Source organism: uncultured Enorma sp. (assembly GCA_905210055.1).
In the GTDB taxonomy this organism is placed as follows: Bacteria; Actinomycetota; Coriobacteriia; order Coriobacteriales; family Coriobacteriaceae; genus Enorma.
Genome location: CAJLVH010000063.1, coordinates 1 through 9,740 on the forward strand (window position 1 = coordinate 1; position 9,740 = coordinate 9,740).

Sequence of the window (9,740 nt, forward strand, 5' to 3'; positions counted from 1 at the left end):
ATCAAGCTCTGCCTGTTCTTCGGCTGAGATGCTCGGCTGGGCTCCGTCGGCAAATGTGCGGCTGAGGTAGGCGATGATGTCGTCCGATTCATACAGAGGCGCACCGTCGATGAACAGGCACGGTACCTGCACCTTGCCGCCTATGCGTTTAAGGGTGTCGCGCGCCTCGGGCTCCGCCGTGATGTCACGAAGCGGCAGCTCGATGTCGTGCTGTTTCATATAGAGCAGCACCTTGCGGCAGTAGGGGCAGGTGGACATGATGTAGAGCTCGTAGGTGGTTGCCATGATGGTTCCTTTCAGAATGCGGGGCTGGCTGGTGCCTCGCGATGGAAACTGCTACTCACCTTGTCCCCATTTCTTACGTCTGTAAGCATGGGACGCGTAGGAGGTTCAGCGGTGCTTGTGGCGTGTCGGGCGGGGCTAAGGCGCGCTGATCACGCGAGCAGCCCTGATGTCGTGAGGCGTCGTGTTGAAATAAAAAAACGAAAATAAATAAAATAACGAAAACTGGATAATTCGACGAAAGGATCGGCATGCGAGTGCGGAGGCGCACTCGGGGGGCGCGGGCGGGAGCGCCCGCTGGCGAGAGGAGCGCCTCGAGAATCATCCCACCTCGCACCTGTAATGCGGAGACTTTGTGGAACCCTATGGATACGCCCGCCCCCGTGTATACTACTGAAGCTGTGCCTTTATGGGGAGGATTCTGTCTCGAGGTTGCGCCAATGGGTTGCACGGCGAGGCTAACGGACGGAATGCAAACCGGCGGCACGCACGTCAGTAGTGGTCCGCTGGGGGCGAGCGCAAGGGGTGCTCGCAGAGTCCCATGACCACCGAGGGTTAGGATCATTGAATGATCAACATGATTCTCGGCCGCAAGATCGGCATGACCCAGGTGTGGGACGACGAGGATAACGTCGTTCCCGTCACGGTCATCCAGGCTGGCCCCTGCGCCGTCTCGCAGGTTAAAACCAAGACGACCGATGGCTACGACGCCGTGCAGATCGGCTTCGGAGACATCAAGGCTAAGAACGTCAACAAGCCTATGGCTGGTCACTTCGCCAAGGCCGGCGTCGAGCCCGTGCGCTACCTGCGCGAGGTTCGCGTCGAGAACGGCGAGGACCACAAGGTCGGCGAGACCGTCACGGTCGCCGACTTCGAGGGCGTCGCGAAGGTCGACGTCATCGGCACCTCCAAGGGTAAGGGCTTCCAGGGTCGCATCAAGCGCTGGGGTCAGCGCCGCGGTCCTATGACCCACGGTTCCCACTTCAAGCGTCACCCGGGCTCCATCGGCCAGTGCGCCTACCCCGCGCGCGTTCTCAAGGGCGTCAAGATGGCGGGCCACATGGGCAATGAGCGCGTGACCGTGAAGAACCTCACCGTTGTCCGCATCGATGCCGATCAGAACCTCATGCTCGTGAAGGGTGCCGTCCCCGGTGCCAAAAACGGCCTGGTCGCCATCCGTATGGCGTAATGCTCGTACGCTCAGATCACGTCATACCAAGGAGAACACCACATGTCGAATTTTGAAGTCAAGAACAGCGAGGGCAAGAAGGTCGCCGAGGCCGAGCTCGCTGCTGAGGTGTACGGCATCGAGCCGAACATCCACGTCATGCATCACATCGTGAAGTGCCAGCAGGCGTGCTGGCGCAGCGGCACCCAGTCCACCAAGGGCCGCAGCGACGTTTCCGGCGGCGGCGCCAAGCCGTGGCGTCAGAAGGGCACCGGTCGTGCCCGCCAGGGCTCCATTCGCGCCGGCCAGTGGCGTCATGGTGGCGTCATCCACGGCCCCAAGCCGCGTCTGTACACCAAGCGCATGAACAACAAAGAGGTCAAGCTCGCGATGCGCTCTGCGCTTTCCGCGAAGCTTCGCGACGGCGAGCTTGTGCTCGTGGACGACTACGGTTTCGAGAAGCCGTCCACCAAGGCCGCCGTTGCCATGCTCAAGGCGCTCGGTATCTACGGCAAGCGTCTCACCATCATCGTTCGCGAGGACGACATCAACGCCTTCCTCTCGTTCCGCAACATCCCCAAGACGTTCATCATCACGCCCGATGAGGCCAACACCTACGACCTCATCAACAACGGCGCCCTTCTGATGCCCGCCGATGTTGCCGTTCACTTCGGGGAGGTGCTTGCATAAATGACCGCCCACGAGATCATCATTCGCCCGATCGTGTCCGAGCGTTCCTTCGACATGATGTCGGAGAACAAGTACACGTTCGAGGTTGCTCGCGACGCGAACAAGTACCAGATCAAGGATGCCATCGAGGAGCTCTTCAACGTGAAGGTCACTTCGGTGAACACCATCAACGTGAAGCCCAAGACGAAGCGCGTGCGCTACGTGGCTGGCAAGACCCGTCAGTGGAAGAAGGCCATCGTCACGCTCGCCGACGGCGACTCGATCGAGATTTACGGCAACCAGGCCTAAGGCTTGGCTCCGTACGCCCGCTACGGCGGGCATCGTATCGGGGACTCGAAGATGGAGCCGCCCGGTACCGTGGTAATCCGGTGTCAACGCACCCTGGGGCCCAGCGCCCCACATCCCTGATGCGTTGGCCAACGGAAAGAGACGAAAGGGATTTGTAATGGCTGTGAAACATCTCAAGCCGACCAGCCCGGGTCGCCGTTGGCAGACGGTCTCGGACTTTGCCGAGATCACCTGCACGAAGCCCGAGAAGTCGCTTCTCGAGCCGCTGCCCAAGAAGGCCGGTCGCAACAACCAGGGTCGCATCACGACCCGTCACCAGGGTGGCGGCGTGAAGCGTCGTTACCGTCGCATCGACTTCAAGCGCAACAAGGACGGCGTGCCGGCGAAGGTCGCCACGATCGAGTACGACCCCAACCGCTCCGCCCGCATCGCGCTTCTGCACTATGCAGACGGCGAGAAGCGCTACATCCTCTGCCCGAAGGGCCTCAAGGTCGGTGACACCGTGCTTTCCGGCGCCGGCGCCGATATCAAGCCCGGCAACGCGCTTCCGCTCTCCGACATCCCGGTGGGTACGCTCATCCACGCGATTGAGTTCCAGCCCGGCAAGGGCGCCGCGATCGCCCGTTCCGCCGGCTGCGCCTGCCAGCTCATGGGCAAGGAGGGCAAGTATGCCATCCTGCGCATGCCCAGCTCCGAGATGCGCCGCGTGCTCATCACCTGCCGCGCCACGGTGGGCGAGGTCGGTAACGCCGAGCACTCCAACATCGTGATCGGCAAGGCCGGCCGCAAGCGTTACATGAACGTGCGCCCGACGGTCCGCGGTACCGTCATGAACCCGGTCGACCACCCGCACGGCGGTGGCGAGGGCAAGAACCACACCTCTGGTCGCCCGTCCATGACGCCGTGGGGCAAGCCCACCAAGGGTTATCGCACGCGCAAGAAGAAGAAGGCTTCGAACAGCCTCATCATCCGTCGCCGTCGCAAGTAGTCCGAGATACCGAGAAGGAGTAAGAACCAATGAGCAGAAGTCTCAAAAAGGGGCCGTTCGTGGAAGCTCGCCTGCTCTCGCGTATCGTCGCGATGAACGAGGCTGGCACGAAGGACGTCGTGAAGACCTGGTCGCGCGCGTCCACGATCTTCCCCGAGATGGTGGGTCACACCATCGCCGTGCACGATGGACGCAAGCACGTCCCCGTGTACATCACCGAGTCCATGGTTGGTCACAAGCTCGGCGAGTTCGCGCCCACCCGTACGTTCCGCGGTCATAAGGCCAAGTAGGGGGTTTCACGTAAATGGCAACTAAAGCTACCGATACCGAGACCCGCGAGGTCCGCGCCGTCGCTAAGTACGTGCGCGTCTCGCCTTCCAAGGCTCGCCTCGTGGTCGATCTCATCCGTCGCAAGTCTGTGGAGCAGGCTTTCGACATCCTGCATTTCTGCGAGCGCGCCGTCGCGGTCGACGTGGAGAAGTGCCTCCGCTCTGCCGTGGCCAACGCCGTGAACAACAACGGTATGCGCGCCGATGACCTCGTGGTCGCCGCCGCCTATGTGGACGAAGGCCCCACGCTGAAGCGCATCCGTCCGCGCGCCAAGGGCTCTGCTTCCCGCATCCTCAAGCGCACGAGCCACATCACCATCGTCGTCGCTCCGCGAAAGGAGGCTTAAAGCACTATGGGTCAGAAAGTCTACCCCACCGGTTTTCGTCTTGGCATCACCGAGAACTGGCGCTCCCGTTGGTTCGCCGACAAGAACTACGCCACGACCCTCGGTAATGACCTTGAGCTCCGCAAGTATCTGGCCAAGCGCCTCCGTCGTGCCGCCGTCTCCCGCGTGGAGATCGAGCGCGCTGGCGACAAGGTGAAGGTCATCATCTACACCGCCCGTCCTGGCATCGTGATTGGCAAGAAGGGTGCCGAGATCGACCAGATCCGCACTGAGCTCGAGAAGGTCGCCGGTGTCTCCAAGGGCGAGCTCTCCGTCGACGTCATCGAGATCAAGCGTCCCGAGCTCGATGCCGTGCTCGTGGCCCAGTCCATTGCCGAGCAGCTCGAGGGTCGCGTGGCCTTCCGTCGTGCCATGCGCAAGGCCGTCCAGTCCGCCCGCAAGGCTGGTGCCAAGGGCATCCGTATCCAGTGCTCCGGCCGTCTCGGCGGCGCCGAGATGGGTCGTCGCGAGTGGTACCGCGAGGGTCGCGTGCCGCTGCACACCCTGCGCGCCAAGATCGATTACGGTCAGGCCACCGCGCGCACCACGATGGGTTCCTGCGGCGTCAAGGTTTGGATCTACCTGGGCGAGAAGCTTCCCGGCCAGCCCGTTCCGAACCCGGCGCTCGAGGGCTCCTCGCGTCCGCGTCGTCGTAACTCCGAGAGGAGGGGTCAGTAGTGCTTGCCCCTAAGCGTGTTCTTCACCGCAAGGTGCAGCGTGGCTCCATGAAGGGCCAGGCCAAGGGTAATACCGAGCTGCATTTCGGTGATTATGGCATCAAGGCCCTCGAGGCCCATTGGATCACCAACCGTCAGATCGAGGCTGCGCGTGTTGCCATGACCCGCTACATGCGTCGTGGCGGCCGCGTGTTCATCACGATCTTCCCCGACAAGCCCATCACCAAGAAGCCGGCCGAGACCCGCATGGGTTCCGGTAAGGGCAACCCCGAGGAGTGGGTGGCCGTCGTGAAGCCTGGTCGTATCATGTTCGAGATTTCGGGCGTGTCCGAGGAGATCGCGCGTGAGGCTCTTCGCCTGGCGCAGCACAAGCTCCCCATCAAGACCAAGATCGTGGCCCGCGCTGACCAGCAGAACGGGGAGGATAAGTAAATGAAGCCCGCAGAGATTCGTGCGCTTTCCGACGAGCAGCTCGCCGAAAAGCTGAAGGAATGCCGAGCTGAGCTCTTCAACCTTCGTTTCCAGATGGCTACGAGCCAGCTCGACAACACCGCTCGCGTCAAGACCGTGAAGAAGGACATCGCGCGCGTCCTCACCGAGCAGCGCGCCCGCGAGATCGCGGCCGAGAAGTCCGCTGCGGCAGAGTAGAGCTTGAGGAGTAAACATGAGCGATACTACGCGTAACACGCGCAAGGTCCGTACCGGCACGGTCGTCTCCATCTCGGGCAACAAGACCATCGTTGTCCAGACCATGGAGCGCAAGCGTCACCCCAAGTACGGCAAGATGATGACCACCACCAAGAAGCTTCATGCGCATGATGAGGAGTGCACTGCCGGCGTGGGCGATACGGTTCGCGTCATGGAGACTCGTCCTCTGTCCAAGATGAAGCGCTGGCGCCTCGTCGAGATTATCGAGCGCGCCAAGTAGGCTGCTTTGATTGTTCACGCCAGCGACGTGCGCGGCGTGCCAGGGATCAATTCCTGGGGAATCGCCGCGCACCTCTCCTGGTCTTGAGTTCGGAGGAACGACCATGATTCAAATGCAAACCATGCTCAACGTCGCCGATAACTCCGGTGCGCGCAAGGTTCGCTGCATCAAGGTGCTCGGTGGCTCCAAGCGCCGTTATGCAGGAATCGGTGACGTTATCGTGGCCGCCGTTCAGGAGGCTACGCCCGGCGCCAACGTCAAGAAGAAGGACGTTGTGAAGTGCGTCGTCGTCCGCACGGTGAAGGAGGTCCGCCGCAAGGACGGTTCCTACATCCGCTTCGACGACAACGCCTGCGTCGTCATCAACAACGACGGTTCGCCCGTGGGCACCCGTATCTTCGGGCCCGTGGCGCGCGAGCTGCGTGACAAGAAGTACATGAAGATCGTCTCGCTTGCTCCCGAGACCCTGTAAAGAAAGGAGAGCGTCATGGGTATGTCCATCAAGACGGGCGACACCGTCAAGATTCTCTCCGGCAAGGATCGCGGCAAGCAGGGCACCGTGCTGCGCGCGTACCCCGCCGAGGGCAAGATCAAGGTTGAAGGCGTGGCCATCGTGAAGAAGGCCGTGAAGCCCAACCAGCAGAACCAGCAGGGCGGCATCGTCCCGCAGGAGGCAAAGATCGACGCATCCAACGCGATGCTCGTGTGCCCCAAGTGCGGCAAGGCCACCCGCGTCGGTCACAAGCAGGGCGAGCTCGACGGTCACAAGACCGCCATCCGCATCTGCAAGAAGTGCGGTGCCGAGTTCTAAGCCCGTTGCTGCTCTGATTCAGCGACTCGCATGCGGTGCTTGACGCTTTGTGTCTTGCGCGTCGTGTTGACGCGCTCGCCGCATGCTTATGCCCGGAAGCTCCTCGTTTGAGCTTCCGGGCTTTTTTCTTATCTGTTGTCGATATCGTTGTTGAGCGTTACAGCATTCGCATCTTCAAACTAGAGAATTTCCGACATAATAAGCTTGCTTCGGTGCATAATATGTCGGAATTTCTCTACTTTGAGGGCGATGAATCGTAAGTAGCACAGAATAGAGAAATACCGACAAAATGATGACCAATTGGGGTGTTATCTGTCGGAATTTCTCTACTTTGTAGGCTTTCATGGTCGATATCGACATGACGTCGATGCGACTCCATAGATGGCCGTGGGGTACAAGAAGCTCAATCTAGGCTACAGAGGAGGATGCATGGGCACGGCGCTCGACGAACAGCTCTCGATGCGATTCGCGTCGGCTGAGGCTGCAGGATCCTGTCTCGTGCCGCTTGATGAGACGGAACGTCGGGCGGTCTTCGCGTTTTGCGCTTCACGCCTGAGCAGGTGAGACGACGCGAGGAGTTTGTTCGTCTGCTTGAGGCGTTTGAGATACCGCGCGTGAGAAAACCGATTGCGTGGAGATAGCGGGCTGTTTGCTTGCGATTCTCGCTCTGATAGAGTCATATGTTGAGTGAAGATTGCGCGCGCAACGTGGTGGAGGCACCGAAGTGCGTAGCTCTAGGGCGTGCAGCAAGAGTGAAAGGGGAGGCCATGGGTAAAGAGGCGATCGTTTCCGCGAAGGCTCCGGCGGCGTTGGGGCCGTATTCGTCGGCGGTGAAGGCAGACGATACGCTTTACCTTTCGGGGCAGCTGGGTATCGACCCTGCAACGGGCGAGCTTGCTGAAGGTGTCGAGGCGCAGGCGCGCCAGGCGATGCGCAATATCGCGGGCGTGCTCGAGGATGCTGGCGCGAGCTTCGACAACGTAGTGAAGATGACGGTGCTGCTTGCGGACATCAACGATTTCACTGTGGTGAACGAGGTGTACGGCAGCTTCCTCTCGGAGCCGTATCCTGCGCGCAGCGCCTTCCAGGTGGCAGCGATTCCCAAGGGTGCGCTGGTAGAAATCGAAGCAATCGCCGTGCTCTAACGGCAAGGAGTGTGGTCTGACCCAATTGGGGACAGGTGCGTTTTGGGACATCCAGCGCCCTCGCCGGCTGTTTCCGCGGCACGTAAAATAACCCCAGGGGTTTTCGACATTCCAGTATGCATGCTGGTGTTCATATGGTTTCTTTGAATGTCGAAAAACCCCTGGGGTTATTTTACGTGCCGCGGAAACAGCTTACACATGCGGTCGGGCGCGGGGGAGACGATGCGCAGCGGCTTGCCGGTGACGGGGTCGGTGAACGCGAGCTCGTGCGCATGCAGCATGAGGCCGCGCGGGTCGGGCTTGCCATAGAGCGCGTCGCCGAGCAGGGGTAGTCCCTCGTGGGCAAGGTGCACGCGAATCTGGTGCTTGCGGCCGGTTTCGAGCGAGACGTCAAGCAATGTTAGCCACTCACCGTCTACGTGCCGCGTGTCAAGTACGCGGACGTGCGTGCGCGCGGGCTTGCCGGTGCGGCTCACGCGCATGCGCCGCGCATCGTGTCGATCACGGCCGATGGGGGCGTCGAGCGCCTGCTCCGTCCAGCGTGCGCGGCCGCGAGCGATGGCGAGATACCGTTTCTCAAAGCCATGCTCAGCGATAAGGCGGTCGTAGAGCGGCTGCGTGCTCTTGCAGCGCGAGAAGAGCACGATGCCCGTAGTATCGCGGTCGAGGCGTTGCAGCGCCTGAAGTTCGTCGGGGTTTGTCTCGTCGCAACGACCAACCTTTCCCGCCAAGATCGCTTCCCTCAGCATGTCCGTGAGCGTGAGCGCGCCCGTGCCATCGCCGTGGACGATTATCCCGGCAGGCTTGTCGACAGCGACGAGCGTATCGTTCACGAAAAGGATGTCGGGCGATGTGTTCGGCATGGAGGCCATTTCGATAGCACGCATCCTACTCAACTTCGGCGAAAAGACAACCTGAGCTCGTGCCCTTCTGGCGCGGCGAGGGTCGCTTGCCTGCGAGCGCGGCATCGAGGGCGCGCCGTGCCCGCGCAACCTGAGCGGCGAGCTCCTCGGGTTCGAGCAGGGTGCCGTCGACCATGAAGCGCGTGATACCGGCGGCGAGCAGCTGCGGGAGCTGCGGCGTGTAGTCGAGTGCGTAGGCATCGTAGAGATGCGAGCGGCCATGAAGATCTGTGCGCACGGGTAGGAGTTTGTCATCGATATTGTGCAGCACGAGCTTGCGACGGCGCAGCGAGCAGCGTTCGCAATCGTGAATGCAGGCATCGGCCACCTGCAGGATGCAGTGCTCGCTCGTCATGACGCGCGGTTTGCCGAACACCGTGATGCCGAGTGTGATGGGCGACTGCGGGGCAAGCCGCTCGATTTCGGTAAAGGAGAGCTCGGGGGAGAGCCAAGCGGCGTGCGCGCCTGCGTTCGTGAGGAAGGCGAGGCAGGCGGCGTTGTGTGTGGGGATGCACGAGCGCAGTTCCGCCGCGGCGCCGCGCTCTGCAGCAAGTGCGAGCTCGGAGATGGTGCCAACGGCCACAGGGGCGTTTGCGATGATCCAAGGATCGAGGCGCGCGTGGTCGCGCTCGCGGCTTACCTCGTCGAGGATGGGGATGATGCCTTCCTGCTGCACGCTTTCTGGCGACATGTTTTCGGCGGCGAGGTCGTCGACCGCCATGTAGATACGTGCAGCCCCTGCCTCACGTGCGGCGCGTGCGGCGTCAAGCGAGGTCGCGATAGCGCAAATCTCGGAGATAGCCGCACGGCGCGCTGCGGGCGCGGCAGGGGAGAGCGGCGCAAGGCGCACCTCGGCGAGGGTCTGTGCTTGCTCCTCGTACGGCGCCAAAATCGCAGCTTCAAGCGAGGCACATGCCTCGGCCCGTACAGCGTGGACGGCGGAAAACCCCATGCCGCAGCCTTCATCGAGCTCAACTTCGCATGAGTGCATCTCGAACGGCGTCGAACCCATGCGGCCAACGTGCTCGATGAGGTCGTCCCGGCTCACGGCGCGGGTGCGGGCGGCTTCCACGGTGAAGCCCTCGGCGCGGCCGCGAAGGGCCGGATCGTCGCAGCAGGAAACCTCGACGCAGAACGGCTCCCCCC

The 9,740-nt window shown here is 61.8% G+C and carries 17 protein-coding genes; 14 read left to right on the forward strand and 3 right to left on the reverse strand.

The annotated features are described in order from the left end of the window. Positions 1–285 (reverse strand): glutaredoxin (locus tag QZ079_RS05345; RefSeq protein WP_297036052.1); only part of this gene is annotated, 285 nt, incomplete at its 3' end. Between the two features lie 565 nt (positions 286–850). On the opposite strand from QZ079_RS05345, the gene rplC reads away from it, so the two are divergent. From rplC to QZ079_RS05415, 14 genes are all read left to right on the forward strand, one after another. Next, complete coding sequence (gene rplC / locus QZ079_RS05350) at positions 851–1,471, forward strand: 50S ribosomal protein L3 (RefSeq protein WP_291289607.1); 621 nt, start codon at positions 851–853, stop codon at positions 1,469–1,471. Positions 1,472–1,513: 42 nt separating this feature from the next. After that, on the forward strand, positions 1,514–2,140 hold the full coding sequence (gene rplD / locus QZ079_RS05355) for a 50S ribosomal protein L4 (protein WP_291289606.1): 627 nt from the start codon (positions 1,514–1,516) through the stop codon (positions 2,138–2,140). Then, the gene (rplW, locus tag QZ079_RS05360) at positions 2,141–2,428 is read left to right on the forward strand and encodes a 50S ribosomal protein L23 (protein ID WP_019239660.1); all 288 of its coding nucleotides are present in this window, start codon (positions 2,141–2,143) and stop codon (positions 2,426–2,428) included. Positions 2,429–2,585: 157 nt separating this feature from the next. Further along, positions 2,586–3,416 (forward strand): 50S ribosomal protein L2, encoded by an 831-nt coding sequence (rplB, locus tag QZ079_RS05365; RefSeq protein ID WP_297036056.1) that lies wholly within the window; start codon positions 2,586–2,588, stop codon positions 3,414–3,416. Positions 3,417–3,445: 29 nt separating this feature from the next. After that, the gene (gene rpsS / locus QZ079_RS05370) at positions 3,446–3,706 is read left to right on the forward strand and encodes a 30S ribosomal protein S19 (RefSeq protein WP_291289604.1); all 261 of its coding nucleotides are present in this window, start codon (positions 3,446–3,448) and stop codon (positions 3,704–3,706) included. A 14-nt stretch (positions 3,707–3,720) separates the two neighbouring features. Next, positions 3,721–4,092 (forward strand): 50S ribosomal protein L22, encoded by a 372-nt coding sequence (gene rplV / locus QZ079_RS05375; RefSeq protein ID WP_019239657.1) that lies wholly within the window; start codon positions 3,721–3,723, stop codon positions 4,090–4,092. A gap of 6 nt (positions 4,093–4,098) precedes the next feature. Continuing rightward, positions 4,099–4,809, forward strand: a complete 711-nt coding sequence (gene rpsC, locus QZ079_RS05380) for a 30S ribosomal protein S3 (RefSeq protein ID WP_291289603.1) — start codon at positions 4,099–4,101, stop codon at positions 4,807–4,809. Then, the gene (gene rplP, locus QZ079_RS05385; protein WP_291289602.1) at positions 4,809–5,240 is read left to right on the forward strand and encodes a 50S ribosomal protein L16; all 432 of its coding nucleotides are present in this window, start codon (positions 4,809–4,811) and stop codon (positions 5,238–5,240) included. The genes rpsC and rplP overlap by 1 nt, the downstream gene beginning before the upstream one ends. Next, positions 5,241–5,456, forward strand: coding sequence for a 50S ribosomal protein L29 (rpmC, locus tag QZ079_RS05390; RefSeq protein WP_291289601.1), 216 nt, complete (start codon positions 5,241–5,243; stop codon positions 5,454–5,456). It abuts the gene before it with no gap. Positions 5,457–5,472: 16 nt separating this feature from the next. Next, positions 5,473–5,736: a 30S ribosomal protein S17 gene (gene rpsQ, locus QZ079_RS05395; protein ID WP_291289600.1), complete on the forward strand. Its 264-nt coding sequence runs from the start codon at positions 5,473–5,475 to the stop codon at positions 5,734–5,736. Between the two features lie 103 nt (positions 5,737–5,839). Next, entirely contained in the window at positions 5,840–6,208 is a 369-nt protein-coding gene (rplN, locus tag QZ079_RS05400) for a 50S ribosomal protein L14 (RefSeq protein ID WP_019239652.1), read from the forward strand. A gap of 15 nt (positions 6,209–6,223) precedes the next feature. Beyond that, positions 6,224–6,547 (forward strand): 50S ribosomal protein L24, encoded by a 324-nt coding sequence (rplX, locus tag QZ079_RS05405; RefSeq protein ID WP_291289599.1) that lies wholly within the window; start codon positions 6,224–6,226, stop codon positions 6,545–6,547. A gap of 429 nt (positions 6,548–6,976) precedes the next feature. Then, positions 6,977–7,111 (forward strand): hypothetical protein, encoded by a 135-nt coding sequence (locus QZ079_RS05410; RefSeq protein WP_297036063.1) that lies wholly within the window; start codon positions 6,977–6,979, stop codon positions 7,109–7,111. Positions 7,112–7,314: 203 nt separating this feature from the next. Then, positions 7,315–7,692 carry a RidA family protein gene (locus QZ079_RS05415; RefSeq protein ID WP_297036066.1) on the forward strand — a complete coding sequence of 126 codons (378 nt, stop codon included), beginning with the start codon at positions 7,315–7,317 and terminating at the stop codon, positions 7,690–7,692. A 167-nt stretch (positions 7,693–7,859) separates the two neighbouring features. Here the strand turns inward: QZ079_RS05415 and QZ079_RS05420 are convergent, their stop codons facing one another. Both QZ079_RS05420 and QZ079_RS05425 read right to left on the reverse strand, forming a co-directional pair. Then, complete coding sequence (locus QZ079_RS05420) at positions 7,860–8,555, reverse strand: RluA family pseudouridine synthase (protein ID WP_297036069.1); 696 nt, start codon at positions 8,553–8,555, stop codon at positions 7,860–7,862. Between the two features lie 25 nt (positions 8,556–8,580). Beyond that, a partial coding sequence (locus tag QZ079_RS05425; protein WP_297036071.1) for a DUF3656 domain-containing protein occupies positions 8,581–9,740 on the reverse strand: 1,160 nt, incomplete at its 5' end.

Coding starts and splice junctions, on each gene's coding strand:
- rplC (WP_291289607.1), top strand. CDS start 851: ATGATCAACATGATTCTCGGCCGCAAGATCGGCATGACCCAGGTGTGG.
- rplD (WP_291289606.1), top strand. CDS start 1,514: ATGTCGAATTTTGAAGTCAAGAACAGCGAGGGCAAGAAGGTCGCCGAG.
- rplW (WP_019239660.1), top strand. CDS start 2,141: ATGACCGCCCACGAGATCATCATTCGCCCGATCGTGTCCGAGCGTTCC.
- rplB (WP_297036056.1), top strand. CDS start 2,586: ATGGCTGTGAAACATCTCAAGCCGACCAGCCCGGGTCGCCGTTGGCAG.
- rpsS (WP_291289604.1), top strand. CDS start 3,446: ATGAGCAGAAGTCTCAAAAAGGGGCCGTTCGTGGAAGCTCGCCTGCTC.
- rplV (WP_019239657.1), top strand. CDS start 3,721: ATGGCAACTAAAGCTACCGATACCGAGACCCGCGAGGTCCGCGCCGTC.
- rpsC (WP_291289603.1), top strand. CDS start 4,099: ATGGGTCAGAAAGTCTACCCCACCGGTTTTCGTCTTGGCATCACCGAG.
- rpmC (WP_291289601.1), top strand. CDS start 5,241: ATGAAGCCCGCAGAGATTCGTGCGCTTTCCGACGAGCAGCTCGCCGAA.
- rpsQ (WP_291289600.1), top strand. CDS start 5,473: ATGAGCGATACTACGCGTAACACGCGCAAGGTCCGTACCGGCACGGTC.
- rplN (WP_019239652.1), top strand. CDS start 5,840: ATGATTCAAATGCAAACCATGCTCAACGTCGCCGATAACTCCGGTGCG.
- rplX (WP_291289599.1), top strand. CDS start 6,224: ATGGGTATGTCCATCAAGACGGGCGACACCGTCAAGATTCTCTCCGGC.
- QZ079_RS05410 (WP_297036063.1), top strand. CDS start 6,977: ATGGGCACGGCGCTCGACGAACAGCTCTCGATGCGATTCGCGTCGGCT.
- QZ079_RS05415 (WP_297036066.1), top strand. CDS start 7,315: ATGGGTAAAGAGGCGATCGTTTCCGCGAAGGCTCCGGCGGCGTTGGGG.
- QZ079_RS05420 (WP_297036069.1), bottom strand. CDS start 8,555: ATGCCGAACACATCGCCCGACATCCTTTTCGTGAACGATACGCTCGTC.